At 55.1% G+C, this 20,238-nt stretch carries 10 protein-coding genes; 9 read left to right on the top strand and 1 reads right to left on the bottom strand.

What is annotated here, in order from left to right; genetic code table 11:
- The first annotated feature begins 26 nt into the window (after positions 1–26).
- From A7D21_RS19185 to A7D21_RS19205, 4 genes are all read left to right on the top strand, one after another.
- On the top strand, positions 27–1,424 hold the full coding sequence (locus A7D21_RS19185) for an aspartate aminotransferase family protein (RefSeq protein WP_053256188.1): 1,398 nt from the start codon (positions 27–29) through the stop codon (positions 1,422–1,424).
- A gap of 72 nt (positions 1,425–1,496) precedes the next feature.
- On the top strand, positions 1,497–2,864 hold the full coding sequence (locus A7D21_RS19190; RefSeq protein ID WP_069552383.1) for a glutamine synthetase family protein: 1,368 nt from the start codon (positions 1,497–1,499) through the stop codon (positions 2,862–2,864).
- A 1,241-nt stretch (positions 2,865–4,105) separates the two neighbouring features.
- Entirely contained in the window at positions 4,106–4,513 is a 408-nt protein-coding gene (locus A7D21_RS19200; RefSeq protein ID WP_371859228.1) for a hypothetical protein, read from the top strand.
- Positions 4,513–5,679 (top strand): hypothetical protein, encoded by a 1,167-nt coding sequence (locus A7D21_RS19205; RefSeq protein WP_069552386.1) that lies wholly within the window; start codon positions 4,513–4,515, stop codon positions 5,677–5,679. Before A7D21_RS19200 ends, A7D21_RS19205 begins: the two co-directional genes overlap by 1 nt.
- A 46-nt stretch (positions 5,680–5,725) precedes the next feature.
- On the opposite strand, the gene A7D21_RS36645 is transcribed toward A7D21_RS19205, so the two are convergent.
- Entirely contained in the window at positions 5,726–5,899 is a 174-nt protein-coding gene (locus A7D21_RS36645) for a JAB domain-containing protein (protein WP_083272207.1), read from the bottom strand.
- A gap of 1,151 nt (positions 5,900–7,050) precedes the next feature.
- Between A7D21_RS36645 and A7D21_RS19215 the strand changes: the two genes are divergently transcribed.
- From A7D21_RS19215 to A7D21_RS19240, 5 genes are all read left to right on the top strand, one after another.
- Positions 7,051–8,577 carry an Hsp70 family protein gene (locus A7D21_RS19215; RefSeq protein ID WP_141718247.1) on the top strand — a complete coding sequence of 509 codons (1,527 nt, stop codon included), beginning with the start codon at positions 7,051–7,053 and terminating at the stop codon, positions 8,575–8,577.
- Between the two features lie 97 nt (positions 8,578–8,674).
- Complete coding sequence (locus A7D21_RS19225; protein WP_083272209.1) at positions 8,675–10,753, top strand: AAA family ATPase; 2,079 nt, start codon at positions 8,675–8,677, stop codon at positions 10,751–10,753.
- Complete coding sequence (locus A7D21_RS19230; RefSeq protein ID WP_069552390.1) at positions 10,750–11,583, top strand: hypothetical protein; 834 nt, start codon at positions 10,750–10,752, stop codon at positions 11,581–11,583. Before A7D21_RS19225 ends, A7D21_RS19230 begins: the two co-directional genes overlap by 4 nt.
- A 202-nt stretch (positions 11,584–11,785) precedes the next feature.
- Positions 11,786–16,324, top strand: a complete 4,539-nt coding sequence (locus tag A7D21_RS19235) for an ATP-binding protein (protein WP_069552391.1) — start codon at positions 11,786–11,788, stop codon at positions 16,322–16,324.
- 149 nt (positions 16,325–16,473) lie between these two features.
- Positions 16,474–19,755, top strand: a complete 3,282-nt coding sequence (locus A7D21_RS19240; RefSeq protein WP_069552392.1) for a hypothetical protein — start codon at positions 16,474–16,476, stop codon at positions 19,753–19,755.
- The last annotated feature ends 483 nt before the right edge of the window (positions 19,756–20,238 follow it).

The raw sequence follows: 20,238 nt of genomic DNA on the forward strand, positions 1-20,238 counted from the left end.
TTGATAATTAACATGGGGTATTGATCATGTCGAACAGTGGAATTAGTGAATCAGCGATTGCTGCTTTTACCGCCTCCGAGCGTGCCCGGTTTATAGAAAACAACCCCACTTCACTGGCGCTGGCCGAGCGCGCCCAGGCGAATCTGTTCAACGGTGTGCCCATGCACTGGATGAGCGATTGGTCGATGCCTTCGCCGCTCTTCGTCCAGCGTGCCAAAGGGGCGCGCTTCACCGATGTCGACGGGCATGAATACATCGACTTTTGCCTTGGCGACACCGGGACGATGTTCGGCCATTCACCTGATCCTATTGTCCGCGCCATAACCGAGCAGGCGAATAATGGCTTGACCACGATGCTGCCGGGCGAAGACGCGGTGGTCTGCGGCGAGTTGCTGGCTGAGCGATTCGAGCTGCCTTACTGGCAAGTGACCGCCAATGCGACTGACGCCAACCGTTATGTGCTGCGCTGGGCGCGCGCTATCACCCAGCGCAACGTCTTGCTGGTGTTCGATGGCTGCTACCACGGCACCGTGGATGACGTGATGGTGCGCTACCGCGACGGCAAAACAGTGCACCGTTCAGGTCTTGTGGGCCAAGCCTACGACTTGAGCCAATACAGTCGATCCATCCCCTTCAACGATGTCGCCGCACTGGAGGCGGCGTTAGCCCAGGGCGATGTGTGCGCGCTGATGTGCGAGCCGGCGATGACGAACATTGGCATGGTCCTGCCGGATCCGGGGTTCATGCAAAAGTGTCGAGAGCTGACCCTTAAATATGGCAGCCTGTTGGTCATTGATGAGACCCACACTATTTCCACCGGCCTCGGTGGATGCACGCGCCACTGGGCGTTGAAACCCGACTTTTTCGTGGTGGGTAAACCCATTGCAGGTGGCGTGCCTTGCGCGGTGTTTGGCGTTAGCGAGCCAGTCGCCTCGGCCATGCGCGACGTCCAGAAGACCATCAGCGAAGAGAGCGGCGGGCATGGCCACAGTGGCATGGGCACGACGCTGTCCGCCAACGCACTGGCGATGCGCTGCATGCGTGTCAGTCTCGAAGAGGTCATGACCGAGTCTGCGTACCAGCATATGCTGCCCCTGGCCTCACGGCTGGCGCAGGGATTTCGAGCGTTGTTCAAGCGGCACCAACTGAACTGGTCGGTAACAGAGTTGGGCGCTCGTTGTGAATTTCAATTCTGTGCCACACCGCCAAGAACAGGCGCGCAAGCCGAGGCGGCTTTTCACGACAGCCTCCAAATGGCGCTGCATCTCTATTTGATCAATCGCGGAATCCTGATCACGCCTTTTCACAACATGACCCTGTGCTGTCCGCAGACACGTGATGCGGATATCGACAGGCTGATCGCTGAGTTGGATAACGCACTGACCACGCTGCTTGCCCTGCCTGGCGCGCGGGTTATCGCGTGATAACGGCACGTCTGAAAACGCCATTGTTCTTAAATACTGCCCGTCGCTTGAATGAGCGCTAAGAGGTTTGACATGCAATTTGCGGATAAAAAAGAGGCCTTGGATTATCTGGCCGCCCACCCTGAAGTGCTGAGCATCGAGTTGTTCCTTATCGACGCGAATGGCGTTCCACGGGGCAAACTGTTGCATCGCGACGAACTGCTGGCGATCTACGAAAATGGTCGGCCTTTGCCAAGTTCCATTCTCGCCTTGACCGTGCAGGGTGAAGACGTAGAAGACACCGGCTTGGTCTGGGATGTTGCTGACGCCGATTGTTGGACATACCCCTTGGCGGGAAGCCTGACCTTACAACCCTGGCGCACCAACCCCACCGGTCAAGTGCAGGTGAGCATGCACCCGACCCAAGGTATTCCCGCCGCACCGGCGGACCCGCGCCACGTGCTGGTGACCACCATCGAGCGGCTGAAAGCCGATGGATTCCATCCGGTCATGGCCGTTGAGTTGGAGTTCTACCTGCTGGACCGACAACGCGACGTCAACGGTCGGCCGCAGCCGGCGTTGCAGGCCAATGGCGTACGCCCTGTTGCTCCACAGGTCTATGGCGTATACGAGCTGGAGCAGCTTCAACCGTTTCTGGATGACCTCTACGCGGCGTGCGCGCTGCAGGGGTTGCCGGTACGTACGGCGATATCCGAGTACGCGCCAGGCCAGGTCGAGTTGACGCTGGAGCATCGTTTCGACGCACTTCAGGCCATTGATGAAGGCGTACGTTACAAACGGCTGGTCAAAGGTGTGGCCAACAAACATGGGCTGCAAGCGTGCTTCATGGCCAAGCCATTCAGCGACCAGGCCGGCAGCGGTATGCACTTGCACGTCAGCCTTGCCGACGAGCACGGGAACAACTTGTATGCGAGCGAAGACCCACAGGGTACGCCACTGTTGCGGCACTCCATCGGCGGGATGATGGAAACCTTGTTTGACTCTCTGGCGATATTTTGCCCCCACGCCAATTCATATCGACGCTTCCAAACCGGTAGTTACGCGCCGCTGGCTAAAAGTTGGGGCGTCAACAACCGTACTGTGTCGTTCCGCGTGCCCGGCGGCCCTGCAATGAGTCGGCATATCGAACACCGCATTTGCGGTGCCGATGCCAACCCCTATCTTGCCGCTGCCGCGTTACTTGCGGGCATTCACTACGGCATCACGCATCAAAGCGATCCCGGCGCGGCGATTGTGGGGAACGGCTATGAACAGGCGACCGATTTTCTACCCACAGACTGGCTGACAGCGTTGCAGGCACTGCAACGTTCAACCTGGGCACGTGAGGCGCTGGGCGCTGAGTTCCTGAAGGTGTTCCTGGCGATCAAGTGGCGCGAGTTCCGTCAATTCAATGCTGAAGTCGGGGAACAGGACTGGCGCTGGTACCTCACTCACGCATAAAGGTTGGCCCGTCAGCGCATCTTGAAATGGACTGCTGGAGAGTCGCTGACAACTAAGATGCGTACCGCACATCCTGCGCATTTCACAGTGACTCATCATTATGAGCCGCAGGTCGTATGCCCGCGGCTCGGATCGTAATCACGCATACGATAGGGTCGGGAAAAGTCTACGGGAGCGGGGGGCAGTCCAATCCGCTGGAAGTGAATGGCGCTCCATGGTTTGTGCAAAGGCCGAAATGATCAGCCGAACAGCCTGCCAGACGATCCCTAAAGACTGTCAGGGTCGCCAAAAAACATTTTGACTGGGCTCTAGGGCGGTAGTTTCAGGTCATAAAAAACTAATGATGCCCCCCAGTTTTGCCCCCAGTTACATAGAGTGCGAGAGCGCTCGCGAGCGGCGATTTCTCACGAACTCCAGCATGGTAATTGATGGCTTCCGGTGTAACTCCTCATTGGATCTGGAGGGAGGGTGCATGGCTCATCAAGGAAAAGCTAGTCCGCTCTCGCTCGAGAGCAGTGACTACGATCGACTGTGGTCGACCAAATATTTGCATCCGCGTAATTGGTTTGCTGGGCTTGGAGGCTTCTGCGAAACCAGGGGGCGATTCACTGGGCGCCAATCATTGTTGATAGGCCCCCTCGTCAAAAGGCACCTGATTAGGGCGCCTTGCTGATGTTCGAACATTATTGCTCAACTCGGCTCATGCAGCTCAGAGGGGCTCGTACCATCTGCAGATCTACGTGAATGGACGCCAATGTTCAGAGGGCCGGCAACACCCTCCAACGCGCTCCGTCCCTCTCGTGTTGCTACGAGGGCGACACCTTCGCCCCAGAACTGATCTTGGTTTACGTCCTGAGGGGCACCATCACGCCACCAGATAAGTCCTGCGACGCAGGCACCGTTCCTGTCGAGGTAGTGCATCCAATTGCCCTGATCATGCCGCCATTCCAGGTAGTGCAGCCATTCGGGGCACAATACCAGCACATCATCAGAGTAAGTTGGGATACCGCTGATGGAGAGTCGGCCGACAATGCTCTCTGATGGTTCGTCTAGAGTGCATATGCCATCAATCCACAGTGCCGGGGGGAAGGGCGCGTCCTGTGCTTGCCCAATAAGCTTCCTCGACATAGAACGGAGCGCGAGCACGCGTCATCTCAAGATTTTGTCTGATAAGACGCCAATAAAAATGAGTGATTTCTGCGATAGCGGAGTCCCCGTCATCGATTATGGCCATGTGTGCGATGGATAAGTGGGGAAGTAGGGTGTTGAAGCTGGAAAAGCCCGAGCAAATTCGAGAACACTGGAATACGGACGAAGCATCGCAGTTCATCTGGGTTGATGACGCCTTTGGGGCGATGCAGTACGAAGCCGACCTGGTGATGGAATGGAACCGGATACTCCCAGCGCTCTCGACGATGATCCGAGCGGGCCATCGGGTAGTCCTGACTAGCCGTGATTACATCTACAACAGCGCGCGGCGTGATCTTAAGAGAACGGCATTTCCTTTGATCGAGGAAAAGGGCAGGTCCGTGTTTGTGCAGAGACTCGATGTAATGCCTCATGTCATGGAGGGGTTGTTTGACGTATGGTTCCATCAGGATTGGATGATTGCTGCCTGGGATGGCTTTCAGGGGAACAAGGAGTGGTGATGAAAATGCTATCCAAAGCTGTTGCCAGCAAGCTTGAAAATTTTGCGGCGCCAAAGCGTGGTGATGAATTTGAAGATCTCTGCCTAGATATTTTTGAGCACGTCCTGAGTAAACAAGGGTTTCCCATCATCGGGGGCCCTTACTCACGGATCGTTGCACGGGGTGTCAGTGGCGATTCACAGGGTGGTGTGGACATTTATGATCCGGCGACTCTGGCTGCAGCCCAGTGTAAAAACCAAGGAAAGGTTTACGTCTCCCATCTTGAGGATGAAGTTCAGAAGCTTCAGAGCTTTAGTAAGCCGGTTGCCCACTACATCTTTCTGTTGAGTCGCGACGGCGTGCCGAAGGCCTTGCAGGATTGGGTGGATGAGGCCAATCAGCGCAGGACGGATGCTCGTTCAGATGACGCTAACGCTGCCTCTGAGGTGGGTGTGGCTGTCCCCATGCTTCACATCATGGGGTGGAGGGAACTCAAAGGATATTTGTTTGCGAGTAATTTTTTGATGTGGAAGTGGGGGGTGGCTCACCCCGTGATCCATCAGTACCCCTATCTCCCAATGTTGGATGTGAGCTTCTTGGCTGAGACCATGGACGCGCTCAGGAACAAGCTGGATGCGCTGCCGAATAGACGAGACTCCAAAGACGCTGTTGAAGGACTCTTGCGTTCTGTTGATGCTGAGGGACTTGTCAATCTGGTCGCAGACTCAAAAGTTGAGCGAGAGGTACTCGATGGGCTCGGGGAGTTCATCGAAGAGTTTTGGCGCGCTGTACGGGTGGCCAAAACCTACTCGGTTGCGGTGAAAGACGTAGACAGTCGAGATCCCATCATCATGGAGCAAGGCTTTGCTTTGATGAATGATCTAGCACGTTACTTGCCCCGGATATCTGCTCTGCGGTACCTGCGGCCGGTGTGCAAAGCGAGCGAAGCGCTGTTGAACGTTTTCAGGGATGAGGATAGCTATTACTGGGAGCAAGTCGTTGTCGAACACCAAGGCATGGAAGTCGAGGTAGATGGCGACAGCACGATGCTGTTCAACTTCGAGCATGAGGACTGGACCAGTCCTTACTTTGTCGATCCTGAGCAAGTGAATAGCTTGATCAAGGACATCGTTGAAGGGGTTGAGCATGCAAGGCGGGCAATCGTGGACGTTAGAACCGTTGAATGAGATGTGGGAGGCCAGTGCTGCAGATACTGTCACTGGCCTTGGAGCATTAGATAAGGCTTTCCTCTGCAAACGAAAACGTTTCACCACTGCCGACAATGACATGATCCAGCACCTGTACATCCTCCTGGCTGAGTAACTGCTTCAAGGTTCGAGTGAGGGTCCTGTCGGTTTCGCTGGGCTGTGATTGTCGATCAGGCGCAGTGTGGAGGTGGCCTTCAATCCGCTCCCCAAAGCCTCAGCTTTCTGGCCGTCGACGGTATGCGCCACTTGTTCGCCGGTCAAACAGCGTTGCAGGGATGGGTTAATCCAGGGTAAGCAGTCTCCGCAACCAGCCCGCGGCCATTACCCTGCGTATGCAGGTAGACCCAGACCACGGCGTCCCAGAAGCCTTCCCGGCCTTCGAGCTGGCCAACACATTCGACCAACTAGCTTCCCGACTCGCGGCTGGTTCGTGCTGGGGCAATGGCAAATGGTGCCATGCCAAGTTGACGTGATTTTTGGTGACGATCGAGCAGTTGCAGCTGCGGCAGGTAACTGGGTACATTCGATTATGGTCAATGGGGAGTGCGTTGGCGTGCTGACTCAGCACCAGAAGTTAGATCCCACACGTGGCAATCAACGTTAATAGCTGTTTGAACATACTCACGTATTCTGTTCTCGGGAATGACGTGAGCATGTCTGTATCAGGGCCTTACTTCAGTGATCGATCCGGTTTCCGTAGCAACTGAATTTCGGGGCCGGGTCTGGGAGGCTAGAACTGCACCTCCGTGATTGAATCAACGCCGAACCAGTTCCGTAGAGTTGCGCTTGCGGGGGCAGATATCTCTTGAGTGAACAACAACGCCAATCGGATCTGGGGCCTGGAGCAGGCCACGTAGAATAGATTGCGATTGCGCTCAAATTTCTCTTGCCTGTTCGCGGGCACAGTTGGACGGCTCGCACTCTCAAGCATTTCCCCGAAGTTGTACTTGCTCCAACCTCTACCTACAACGACAAGCACATTTTTGAATTGAGCACCTTTGACGCCGTGCTTCGTTTCGAAAGGTGAATGACCGTCCAAGTATCGGCAGAGCGCCTGTACCTCGGAATAAGGAGTCCCATGAAGTCCCATTAGCTCTGTCAGCCTTCGTGGGATGTCTTCTTCTGCGCTATCGAAGGTTTCAAGCTCGTGCTCAAGCTTTTCGATGGCATCCGGGAGTCGAGGACGGCGTGTACTTTGTAGGTGTTTGATGACCTCTCCCCGCGCATGGATCAGTTGAGACTCCTAATTGTGAACCCCCGATCACAACCTGACTGAAAGTGATAGCATATTGCCTACACCCCAGTAACGTTGGGAGGTGGGTTCTGCGACCTCCGCTTTGAATGTCTAGGATGAGCATGCGCATAGGTATTGATTTTGGAACGAGCTACACCGCAGCAGCTGCCTACATAGACGGTGAGCTTCGACATATTTCCTTCGGCGGCGACAGCCAGTTTCGAACTGCGGTATTCATACCGGAGAAGTCTATTGACTGGACCCTTTTCCAGCCAGACGCCTATGAGCAGCAGGTCCGCGATAACCTTAGTGCTTCGACGGCGGCGTATACGAAGGCTCTCGGAGAATACGACGAGGCAACCAGCAAAATTCGGTTCCACTATCGATCGCTAGCGAAGAATGGCGACATTACTCAAGAGAAGGTACAGGCTCGAATTTCCTTGGCTACCTCGGAGCTGAGGAAGCCTGTATCGCCTTTGGCTGCGGAAATTCGGAGAGCGACCATTTCCGCAGCTCGACGCCATTGGGCCCATGAACAGAGGGAGGCGGGTAGGGCTAGCTCGATTAACGTCGACGAATCAGCAGTTTTTGGCGAAGACGCGATTGAGGAATTCTTTTGGTACGAGGAAGGCCGACTCATTCAATCTCCGAAATCCATGCTTGGTTTCAGGTTAGCTGCTCCACAGCGCGAAGCGATTGTGAAAATCGTCTCGAATGTCCTAAAGCACGTCCGGCGTGCGGCGACTGAGCAATTGAGTGTCGATGTCACTGAAGCCACTATTGGCAGGCCTGTTGTATTTAGAAGCTCCATGGGGCCAGAGGGAAGTGACCAGGCAGTGGCGCTACTGCGCGAAGCAGCACATCGTGCGGGATTCAAATCAGTGGATTTCCTAGCAGAGCCCGCAGCAGCCGCAATAACCTATCACATGGATTTCCCAGAGTCCCAGTTTGCGGTAGTCGTGGATGTAGGAGGTGGTACCACTGATATCGCCGTTGGGCATGTCGGTGGTCAGGAGGGGGCGCCGAAGCTGGACGCCAGTTGGGGCTTAGCTAAGGGCGGCACCGATGTGGACCTTGGACTTTCTCTTCGCGCGGTAATGCCACTATTTGGAAAAAATGACTGTCGCCTGCTCGCACCGTTTTACGTCGACGCTGCCATGGTCAGCGACCAGAATCGGCAAGCGGCCTTTCGAAAAGTAGACGTTGATTCGATCAAAGCTCCTTACAAGAAGCGTTTGCTTGCGCTGCAGCGGTATGGGGTCGCTGTCAGGATGAATCGTGACGTAGAAAGGCTCAAGGTCGCTCTCAGTTCAGAAGCTGAAGCAGACGTTTCTCTCGATTACGTGCAGAAGGGGCTTCGAGCCAAGGCGGGGACATCTGATCTGGAGTTTGGATATGAAAGGTACATGCGCTCCTTCAACGAGTTGCTCAGTCAGGTGAGGGGGGCGACCGCTGGCCGAACTCCGATTGTATTGCTTACCGGCGGCATGTCGCGAGCGCCCTATATCGCAGAGGCTGTCAAACGTCACTTTCCAGGTAGTGAGATACACCATGGAGATGCGTCGCTAGGGGTGGTAGGTGGCTTGGCGATGCATGCGGCCACGGTGCACAAGACGCCCTTTGACACTCATGCAAAACTCTGACTGCTTCGGCCGCTGCCCAACTCCCGCAATGGCGAGAGCCCCAGGTTTGTGCCAGCACATTGCTCCGTATGCGTAATTGCAAGCCAAGGAGACAAGGATGACCCCGATCCACCGGCCAGCGTGCCCAGATTACCTCACCCCCTATCTATCTGATTTCCCGCCTGAGCACTCGGCCAGCATCATCCTGGCCAAGAGCTTAGTTACAACTCGCGCCGGTTATCCGAGCAAAATTTATAACCATCTGAGGTCGCTTCGCGATCTTCTAAGTGAAGTTTTCCAACATCGTTGCTGCTACTGCGAGATATACGCGGATCGTACTTCTGCTGGTGTTATAGAGCGATTTAGGCCTAAATCTTCCCGGTCTGCGTCTGAATCCTTCGATCAGAATTATTGGCATCTGCAGCTTGACTGGCGCAATCTCTATTGGGCTTGTTCTACGTGCAATCGCTACAAGGCTGATCGTTTTCCTCTTTACAACTCCCTCGCAAAAAGCGGCGCTCCATACATCGAAATCGTCGAGTTTGAGAGTCCAGTGCTCCTTGACCCCTGTAGGGACGATCCCGATGAGCATTTGATATTCATGTCGGACGGCTCCGTAGAGGCGCACACGGCTCGCGGCTGGGATAACATCAAACTCTTTGACCTGAACCGTCGGCAGTTGGTGCTCGCACGTTCGGAACAGGCAAAACTATTCGAGAGCGCTAGTAATGAGGAGCGGGTCGCACGAGCCGAGGGCCACTCTGCTCACTGTGCTGTTTGGCGACAGTTGCTACGCGCCGGGGATAGACCGCTTACCAGGGATCCGGTCGATGCTGGACCCAGCCGTTTTATGCCTGGTACGGCACAGATTTCCATCGATACTGAATTGGGTATCGGAGTCGAAAGCTATAAAGCCATCTCTCAATACATCACTCGAATCCAGATCAAAAATTATGGCCCCATCCACCACTTGGATCTCGACCTCAGCCAGTCGCTGTCGGAGCAAGCGCCTTGTTTTGCTCTGCTTGGTGAAAACGGGGTGGGTAAGAGCACTGTGTTACGGGCCTTGGCCTTGGCGTTGTCGGGGAAGGCCTACGCGAAACGTCTAAAAATGACCAGCGCCAAGCTACTATCTGCTGACGCCTACGAGGGCGAGGTTAGGGTGTCGGTGGTTGGTGCGGACGAAGACACGGTCGTAACGTTTCGACGATCCAAGCCTCTCAGCTTCAACACTGAGCATTCTAGGTCACTTGTATTGGCTTACGGCGCAACGAGATTACTTCCACGAGGGCGCCATAAGCCAAAGGCGGGGTTAAACCACGCAAAAATCGATAACCTTTTTGACCCGTTTTTGCCACTGACTGCCCCGGAGGAGTGGTTGGCGGAGCTTGCTCACGAGCAGTTGGATGAAGTCAACCGAGTGCTCGCCAGTCTGATGCCTGATGACCATCTTGTGAAGGTAATCCAAGGGGGTGGAGTGGGCGACCTTTCACTGGAGGTAGGTGGTGCACTAGGGCGTCGAATCAGTCATCTGAGCGATGGCTACCAGTCGATGCTAGGCATGGCGGTGGATATCATGCAAGTACTGTATCGGTTTGGCTCAGACATAGAATCAACAGAAGGAGTCGTCCTGATTGATGAGCTGGGCAATCACTTCCACCCGGCCTGGCGCTTGCAATGCTTGTCCGCTCTGCGAAGTGCATTTCCACGCACTCAGTTCATTTATAGCACCCACGATCCGTTGTGCCTTCGGGGCCTTTACGAGGGGGAAGTGGCGGTACTGAAGCGAGACAGGCTCGGTCATATCTATGCCCTGGAAGACCTACCCCCGGTTTCAAAGCTTCGGGTAGAACAGTTGCTGTCCTCGGAGCACTTTGGGCTACGCAGTACTGCAGATCCGCAAATGGAAGCGGACATCAAAGAATACGAAACACTGCTGGGAACACCGAATCGTACCGAAGAGGATGAGTCGAGACTCAAGGAGCTCGTCCAGGAATTGACCGATGAACGATATCTGGGGACTACCAAGCGCGAACGGCTGGCTCTACAGCTACTTGATTCCTCAGGCACCGAAGAACTACCAGCGCTGCAGAATGTGAGCGCCGAGAAGCTCTCGAAGGCAACTGTTGCTCGACTGAGGTTTGTCATGCAGGAGATGTCGCCCAAGACATCGCCAGATGAGGTAACTCCACTATGATCAAGGTCGATCGGCCCAAGGATAGTGCGCCAAAGGGTTTTGCTGCTGCGGGGGTCAAAGAACGGCGAAGGAATCGAATCGCCAAAATCGCGAACGAGAAGCTGAAGTTTGCAGCATATTCCACCAAGAGCGTCCGGGACAAGTTGGATAAGCTTTTTGGTCGCAAGTGCGCATTTTGCGAGTCAATCCTTGCCGGCACTCAGTCGGGTGACATCGAGCATTTCCGTCCCAAAGGAGCCGTGATTGTGGAGTCGGCTGTCCCAGGGGGCGATCCGATAAAAAAGGACGGCTACTACTGGTTGGCTGCAAAATGGCCCAATTTGCTGATCTCTTGCGCCGATTGTAATCGGCCGAGAACCCAACCTGACTATGACAACCGCAAGCGAGTAATCGGCAAGGCGAACTACTTCCCGCTAGTCGACGAGTCTCAGCGGGCGACGGGACCCCGGGGGTTAAGGAATGAGGAGCCGTTGCTTTTAAATCCTTGCGTCGATGATCCAGCGGAGCACTTGGTGTTCCTTGATGACGGTAGGATAGAACCCGCCATCATCGCCGGTCAGCTCAGCCCGAAAGGGGTCGCGAGCATCCGATATCTTGGCTTGGCCAGGGCTGAACTACTTCAAATGCGCGCTCGTCATCGTCGAGTAGTCATGTCAGCTATTCGTCATACATTCGCCGCCATGAAGGAAGGGCGCGATCCGGGGACTGATCTTGAAGATCTGGTGAAGTTGCTATCGCCTGATGAAGCCTATGTCGCTTACACCCGGGCGCTAGTGAGGGAACATATGAGCCCTTATCTTGAGGAACTACGGTTTGCCATTGAAGGGTAGGTTGGCGAGCTGCTCATACAATTACAAAAGTTGCAAGCGTGATTCGAGCTCGGATAGACACGCCCTCCGTATTACGATCCCAACTGAAAATGTGTTGATGATGTCGGTATCGAGTGCGCTTTCGGAGATCATTGCTACGGCCTCTGAATATGCGTAACTATCGCGGCTTAGTAGAGATCCGTAACTGACTTGAGGACCGCCGATGGCAACACCAATGATTGATTTTCGAGCCATCCGCGCACATCACGGCAGCCAGCACGCCGGTTTCGAGGAGCTCGTCTGCCAATTTGCCGCGCTCGAGTCTCAGGGTGGCGTACCGTTCCACCGCAAGGGGGCGGGTGCCGACGCAGGACTTGAATGTTATCGAGTCGAGCCCAACGGATCTGAAACTGGATGGCAGGCCAAGTATTTCTTCGAGCTCGGTAGCGGCGAAGCGGGGCAGCTCAAAGACTCCTTTGAAAACGCCGTAGCCAAACACCCCGCACTCGCCACCTTCATCGTATGCATACCTTTCGACTTGTCTGATGGCCGCGTTGAAGGCCGTAAGTCTGAGCGCGATCGCTGGGATGACTGGGTGATTGCGCGTCAAGCTTCCATCGCGCCTCGTATAGTTGAAATCCAACTCTGGGGCGGTTTCCAGCTCACAGAACGACTCTCACGGAATGATCCACTGTATGTGGGGCGTCGTACCTATTGGTTTGATCTCCCTCATTTTGGGTGCGAATGGTTTAAAGACCGGTTTGCGATCAGCCGTGCCGCTCTCGGTCGTCGCTACACGCCAGAACTTAATATAGAACTGCCTATTCGTCAGGCGTTAGTCGCATTCGCACGAGATCCCGATTTCGCGTGCAAGATCATTGGTTGGGCTGATGATCTCGACGAGGCGAGACATCGTTCGCTACGCAGCATCGGCACCGCGCTGGGGGGAACATGTGATATAGATTTCACTGCGCTCGGCGACCAAATGGCTGCGATATCTTCAGCAATTCGCGGCGTACCACTTGGCCCAGCGAATCTCATTCCATTCGGGGAATGGAGCGCTTTATTGGCGATTGCAACTGCGGCGCTCAACCGCTGTCGGAGCGGAATCTGGGAGCTACGTCGGCAACCCGGCGCGGGTCAGGACAGTGGTCGCGACGGTCTTCATTTTGCCGAACATTTGCGCGAAGTGATCGATCGCGTTGTCGAGGAAATCAATGCCCCATCGACCAACTTCGCTAATTCACACCGTCTGCTGCTGAGCGGAGAGGCCGGTGTTGGTAAGTCACACTTGCTGGCCGACGTCGCCGAGCATCATGTTGCGCAGGGCTTCCCCGCCGTCCTAACGCTTGGTGGTGCATTCAGTGACGCGGAACCTTGGCGACAGATCGCCGAGCAATTGGGGCTGACAAATGTTCCTCCGGACGCAATTCTCGGTGCACTTGACTCCGCTGCCGAAGCAGCTGGTACCCGTGCGTTAGTGATGGTTGATGCAATAAACGAGCGTAACGGTGTAGCGGTTTGGTCCGAGCGTCTTGCCGCGTTCCTCGCTGTTGCCGACCGTTTTGAACATGTAGCGGTTCTTGTCTCCTGCCGCTCCACCTTCATTCCTTATATTGTGCGCGACCTCGATATGACCGCGTTACCTCGCTTGGAACACCCAGGTTTCGCAGGAAGGGCGGCTGAAGCCGCGCGTCGCTACCTCGACCAGCGTGGCATCGTTCGAATGGCAGCCCCGCATTTCGCGCCAGAGTTTGAGAACCCGCTGTTCCTGCGTACTTGCTGTGACATGCTTGAACGTCGTAATGAAAGCGAACTTCCGCGTGGACTGGCTGGCGTGTCGAAGGTTTTCGATTTTTATTTCAACGCGGTGGTGGAGACGCTCAATTTGCGAATGGGCTTGGCGCCAAGGCTAAAGCGTGTAGAGGCGGTCCTCACGGCGCTCACGGAAGAGATGGTAGTTGCCGGTACCGGCTATCTCTCAATTGACGCCGCGAATTCAATCATCGAATGTCTGCACAACTCAAACGGTCTCGCTGAACAAAGCCTTTTCTTCCAGCTTGAAAGCGAAGGTGTGATCGCAGTTGAGCCAGTCGGTGACGGAGAAGAGATCAACGAGATGGTTCGCTTTACCTTCGAGCGGTTAAGTGACCATCGTATAGCCCAGAGGCTACTCAATACCCATGTAGGCGACGGCGATCCTGAGCCAGCTTTCATCACTGGGGGGGCACTCGCATCTTATGTGGCGGGTCGAGGCTCCTCCAGGTTCGCGGGCATCGCCGAGGCATTGGCTGTACAGCTGCCAGAGCGTTACGGCGTTGAACTCATTGACGTTGTCGACGGCAAGTTTTCCCGCTGGGAACTTGCTCATGCCTTTCAGCTCAGTCTGCTGTGGCGTCGACAGGACGCCTTCACCAAACGGACCCTGGAGCTGGTTGAGGAATGCGCTGACGCAATCGGAGGTGACGCAGTTCTTGAGACGCTGCTTGCGATCGCCACTGAACCTGACAATCTCTTTAATGCCGACCATCTTGACCGTTGGCTGCAACCGTTACCGATGTACGAGCGCGACATTGAATGGTCGACTCGCGCGACGTACATCGCCGTGGATGGCGACGGCGACGGCGCGATAGAAACATTGATCGAGTGGGTGCTAGCCAACGGACTTGAGCCAATCGAGCTGCCGCGCGCTCGACTAGTCGCCATCACGCTCGCATGGCTTACTAGCCTCAGCCATCGTTGGGTCCGTGATATGGCGACCAAAGCGCTTGCGACACTATTAGTAAATCGCCGTGAACTCGCCGCCCAGATGATCGAGAAATTCGCCAATGTTGACGACGCTTATGTTGTCGACCGCGTGCTTGCTGCTGCATATGGTGCAGCAACGCGAAATTCCAGCGATGACGGACTGGCCGAACTCGCGCGAGTTGCCTTTGCGGCTGTGTTTACAAACGACCGGCCACCAACCCACGCGCTCGTTCGCGATCATGCACGCGGGATCGTCGAGCTTGCTGCCAGCCGCGGCGTTTTGCCGGCGGACATATCGCTAGATTGCGCTCGGCCTCCTTATCCAGGAGGGAGGGTGATCGAGACGGTGACCGAAGAAACTCTCGGCACGTATGTTCAGAACTATGGCGGCAGTTTATTGCGTGATGAAATTTGCAGTTCCGCGGTCGAGGATGGTGATTTTGCACGCTACAAAATCGATAATCTTGCCGGCGACTTCCTGTTACTTCCACGCTCGGAGCATGGTCGTTCCATGCTTGAGATCTACGACGCCTGGTACTTGGAAGCGATCAAACCTCATCCGGCGCGTACCAAAGCGTTTGAGCAGGTACTTGAAATTGCAGCTCGCACCAATTCGATGCCTACGGGGCTCTCGCTTTTTCTTCGTCAAGCTCACGACGAAGCCAAAAAACTGATGGAGGCGCGGCGTGCGTCCGAAAAAAAGCGTGACGCGACTATCAGCGAGTTCGAGCGTCTTTTGGACGAGGGAGAGATAGAGGAGTTTCGTATTCGTGCTGCCGGCTTTGTGCGCGGCCGTATGTGGGACGAGCGGGCCGTAGCCGGGCATCCAACATATGCTGGTGATAGGTCGCGCCATTGGGTCGCTTGGCGCGCACATGAGCTTGGATGGACTCCAGAACGCTTTGCCGAATTCGACCGTGAGATGGCGGGCCATGATCGTAATGAGCACCGAGTCGAGCGCATCGGTAAAAAATATCAATGGATCGCCTATCATGAAATGACCGGACGTCTTTCTGACACCTCGCTCGTAGGCGGTAACTATCAGGACGATCCCGAGCTCTTTCGCGGTCCTTGGCAAGTCGGGTCACGAGAGATGGATCCGACTATCCTTGTGACTCGTACGAAACAACGCGACTCGGATCGTCAAGGTCCGACCTGGTGGTCCCCTCACTTTTCTCGTTGGCGCGACGATCCGCCCGAATCGCGAGTCGCGTGGATGGAGGATCAATCGCGAGACGTGCCTGATCCAGTACAGCAGATTGATGTAATCGACCCTGCTGGCCGACGCTGGCTCGTACTCGACACAAATGTTGGCCGTAATCATCTAGCTATGGTAGATGGCGAACGCGTGATTCATCGGATGACCTGGCACAAAGTTAAATCGATATTGGTAGCACGCGATGATGTTGAGCGTTTAACGGAGTTTCTAACCCAATCAGCAGATAATCGGGATCATTTTCCGGCATTCGATATGCCTCGGAATGGCTACCTTGGCGAGTACCCTTGGCATCCGGCATTCGACACCATCGATGGAAGTTTCGAGATGGGTTCGGACGAAGCAATTTACACGCAAGCGACGGTAGCTGACTGGCGTGTCGAGCGCTCAGGCCATGACTATTCGATTGAGGAAAGCTTCAATCTTACGGTTCCCGCTCCAGCGCTTATGCGTGGCCTTCATTTACGTCTGGCGGAAGGACGCTCCCTTGCATACGCAACAGCAGATAGCAGAATTCTTTTTAAAGATCCGTCCGTTGACGAGCCCGGGTTCAGTGCGGCTGTTGTAGATCGCGATGTGATGCGGGCGTTTTTGGACGCAGAAGGGTTAGAAATCGTGTGGGTTGTTACTGGTGAAAAAAGTGCCCATGGCGGATCGCGTCATGGCAGGGGGTGGGGTGGAATGCTTAATTATAGGGGGGTCTACCGGTTTAATGGCGATTCTATCCAAGGCCGACTCGAGTTCGAGAAACAGGCTCCCCGGCCTGAGCAGCTAGCGGAGCTTCTGGCCCATCCGTGAAAATGTGCTATCGGCTTCCGAATTAGGTGCGACATCACCGAGGTGACAAGCATTAATAACGGGCTTCGCTTTTAGTCTTCCCATCAACCACAAAGTTGATTCAACCGCATTCGTTTGCACGACCTCACCGCCACGTAAAAGGAATGACAATGAGTGATCAAAGTGAGTATCGGGCATTTCGTACCCATGCCTTAGAGCAAGGGCGAGACGCGGTCAAACGACTGGCCATTTCCGATTACGATGAAAGTGCCGACGTTCACTCCAGATTTACTCAGCGGATTGCCTTAAGAGCTGCGCGGCGTTGGGTTCAGAACAATGTCAGCGAGCTGCTTGCCGAAGACCCTGACCAGGCACTTCATATCCGCCGAATGCTTGGCATACCCGCTTCGCAGTCACTGATTAAACCAGAGGCGTGGCCCTGGTATGGCAAGTTGGGGATATTCTTCGTCCCGCATTGGCTGACATGGCAATACACGCGTAGGCAGTTAGCAAAAACACGCACCTACGAAGGACGCGCCTTTCTTTACGAGACCTTTTACGACCGAGTCGTGACGTGTCGCTTGAACCGCTACACCCCGGCCGTTGATCAGGCCATACAAGGCATGCCGCTGCTCTCCTATGAACGCGCAAGACAGCTCGACAGACTGGATGCTGGCTGGTTCATGGCCGTGCGTAAGGTCGGCGTGGAGAGCTTTGCGACGATCGAACATTATGCTCGCTATGGCAGCTTCAGATTGAAGGGCCCACTCGCCAATCTGCTGGCGCTGACCAATGTGGTGCAGACAGAATCGGAGCTGGCCTGGCTAGACTATCAAATGAAAGAGCGCTATCACGCGCCCGAGATCACCCCTGAAGCCCTTCGCACCTTCAAACAGGCCATTGATCTATTGCTGGCCAATGGTGTTAAGCGCAAGCAGGTAGCGGGTATCTTTCGTCATGACCTGGATGCTATAGACCCAGATCGGCTGCAGGTAAACTTGCAACTGATTGTTGCTTCTGGCACAGCAGGCGCAGATGCCGTCTACGAGGTCATTGGAGAGTCGCTTTGGCGAGCTTCCAGCGCAAATTGGGCCTTTGTATTGGATGTGGTTAAGGCCCATTCAGCTGATCAGATTCAACACTGCAAGCGTATGCTGGACCATTACTGCGAGCCTTCTTCATTGTTGGTCGAGCACTTGATTGCTCTGGGCGCGAGCGTCGAAGACCTAGCGCATTGCCAGACGCTCATATTGGAGCTCAACAAAAAAGAGGGAGAGGGCGAACCGCTCGCCGAGATCGCGCTGTTGGCCGGTGCTCCATATTGCTTGAGCTTCGAGCAGATAGGGCAGTGTCGCACTTACCTGGCGCGCCCCGGAGCATTGCAGGAATACTTGGCAGTGCTTGAGCGACATGGGTATGGCTACCCTGAGGCAGTTCTGGGTTTTCAGCGTGCGTATACCGTCATCGGTGTCCAGAGCCTTGAGACTTGGCTTGTAATCAAAGGGCACCGTAAACCGCGTAAAGAGCGCGAGTTGGTTGACTGGATCATTCGCTGTGCTGGCACTCTGGCCGCCCAACCGTATCACTATCTGCTCACCGCCGTGCCCATGCCAGAGTTCAGTCATCTGTGCCAAGCGGAGCGCGTGGTACGGTTTGGACTAGGCACTTTGCAGTACTTAGTCGAGAACAAGGGATTGAACTCATTCAAAGCGATCATGGATTGGTACTACAAGGCACGTGGCGTACATACGCTTTGTTGCTGGGACCTGAATTCAACATCTTGTGTACTGCTGGACGATGCCTTCCGTCGTAACCACTTTGCTGCTTTCACTGAGAACCTGAGCTGTGTCATTAGAGCCATTGATGATCGGGTGGTAACGGACATCGGTTATCGCCACCAGCAACCGGACGACGCGGCACGCGAGCGCTACGACGAACGAAGGGAAGTTCTAGCTCAGGCCGAGAGCCTAAAACTTTTGTCTCGTTTACCAGCCATCCTGAACCAAACGGGCGGCGTCCTGCTGCCGAGCATGATTCGCCATGCGTGGTCGTCAGATGAGCAGCTACAAGAACAGATGGACGCATTGGTGCCGTTGGTAGAGAACCTGCTAATGGGGCGCGGACCATCAGGCGCTGAGCTGCAGCCTCAGGAGGTTGAGGCTATATCCATGATCTACAAGGCTGATAGCCACAGCGTCAGGTCACAGTGGAAGAATGTCCTGGGTTTAGAATCGCAAATGGCTGGATTGACATTGTGGGATGGTTACCCGATGCGCTGGGCGCGCTCGATTCGTCGCATGGAAAAGCGCCTTGAGCGCAGTAGTCTGCAAGCGCTGGTTCAGGCAAAGACGATCAGCGCGAAGATCTGTTCAAAAAGGGACTTCACCGACGCGTGTCAGGCCATCCGTTCCAAGCGGCTATACGACAAGTCGCGTGATCCTCAGTCTGTAGCGGCCCATCTAGGTGTACTGTTCGCGGCGAGTCGTGAGGACTCATTGATCGGATCGTGGCTCGAAACCGACCTCGGACAGATAGCTGCCTTGGAGGATTTCAGTGTTGATATCTCGGAGGGGTTGGAGCAGCTCGACACGCTTTTCACCAGCACTTTACCGGACGCTCTTGAGGCGCATATGCCGGCGTTTGTAATGAACTTCAACGATGAGCAGGCTGATAGCCTGGCCAAGCGAATGGTGGGTGAGGCTCATCTGGCTGGAGCGCAAACTGGCCGTGGAAGATTGCAGGCCGCAGTCAGACACACCCAAACAATTGTGCTCGCGACATGTGCATGCTGGTTGAAGCGCGAGCAGGGCAAGTTCACCGCTATGCCTGCTAACGACGAAGTCACTGAATTGCAGGCGTTCGTGTCAAAATATCCGGCAGCGTTTTTCGCTAGGCAAGCCGCGAACCTGTGCACGCGCGATGACACGGACATGTGGAAGGAGGAGCGGCACGCGCATATGGTGGTATTTGACCCTGTGCAACGTCGGCTTGCGGGGATGGCCATGATCTATTTCGAATCAATCCCGGCGCTCCATCCAACCAAGCGTTGCCTGATCGTTCGCGCGATCAACCCGATGGATGAGATGTTGGCTACTCATACGGTACATAGCATCGTCAACGCGTTTTTCGATGTCGCCGTCAGCATCGCTCAAGAAAATGAGCTGGCGGCGGTGCTTTTCCCGAATCCTGGCGGCATGCATCTCCTTTCCAATCAGAGCACTGTTGAGAAGTACTTCAAAAAACGCCTCATTGAACGCGCCGAGCCTTACCGGCAGATTGAGCCAGGCGCAAGCGCTGCGAACTGGCGTACCAGACCTAGGCGCCTGAATACACGATTTTATGCTTATGCGGAGGGGCAGCAGCAGGTTTCGGAGCTATACGCCGTTTGGGCGAATAACCAAATTACTCTGACGGCTCAGAAACGCAGATCGGTTGAGTACATAGATCTCTGATTGAGGGCTGACGCGTTTTCGCAAATGGCGCATTGCTGTCACGATGAGGTCGCTAGGCAGTAGGCATCCGATTGCTACTCCTCACCGGAGTGAGAACGGATGAGCTACGTCTGCATCGAAGGATCAGGTCCCGAGATCCAGATTAGAAAGTAGTGCTGCCGCTATCCCCAGGCACGGCATTTCGACAATTCCGCTATGATGGCACTTTGTCCGGCATCAGGACTTGACTGCAAGGATCGAACGTCAGATGAGCGTCCCCAAATACGACCTTCACCTCCTGTGTTGGCATAGCTTTCAGCAGTTATGCATGGCCGTAGCCTCTACGGTATTGGGTCAGACGGTCGAGACGTTCCTTGAGGGAAATGATGGAGGTCGCGACGGTGGTTTGAATCGCCCCTGGTATCGTAGACATCTCCCCCGTCCCAGTGGACTGCCCCCGTCATCGTAGACATCTCCAGCCTATGCTTGGACTGCCCCCGTCAT

Source organism: Pseudomonas sp. AP19, from assembly GCF_001728855.1.
Classification (GTDB): domain Bacteria; phylum Pseudomonadota; class Gammaproteobacteria; order Pseudomonadales; family Pseudomonadaceae; genus Aquipseudomonas; species Aquipseudomonas fluorescens.

Coding starts and splice junctions, on each gene's coding strand:
- A7D21_RS19200 (WP_371859228.1), top strand. CDS start 4,106: ATGGATAAGTGGGGAAGTAGGGTGTTGAAGCTGGAAAAGCCCGAGCAA.
- A7D21_RS19235 (WP_069552391.1), top strand. CDS start 11,786: ATGGCAACACCAATGATTGATTTTCGAGCCATCCGCGCACATCACGGC.
- A7D21_RS19215 (WP_141718247.1), top strand. CDS start 7,051: ATGAGCATGCGCATAGGTATTGATTTTGGAACGAGCTACACCGCAGCA.
- A7D21_RS19225 (WP_083272209.1), top strand. CDS start 8,675: ATGACCCCGATCCACCGGCCAGCGTGCCCAGATTACCTCACCCCCTAT.
- A7D21_RS19185 (WP_053256188.1), top strand. CDS start 27: ATGTCGAACAGTGGAATTAGTGAATCAGCGATTGCTGCTTTTACCGCC.
- A7D21_RS19230 (WP_069552390.1), top strand. CDS start 10,750: ATGATCAAGGTCGATCGGCCCAAGGATAGTGCGCCAAAGGGTTTTGCT.
- A7D21_RS19205 (WP_069552386.1), top strand. CDS start 4,513: ATGAAAATGCTATCCAAAGCTGTTGCCAGCAAGCTTGAAAATTTTGCG.
- A7D21_RS19190 (WP_069552383.1), top strand. CDS start 1,497: ATGCAATTTGCGGATAAAAAAGAGGCCTTGGATTATCTGGCCGCCCAC.
- A7D21_RS19240 (WP_069552392.1), top strand. CDS start 16,474: ATGAGTGATCAAAGTGAGTATCGGGCATTTCGTACCCATGCCTTAGAG.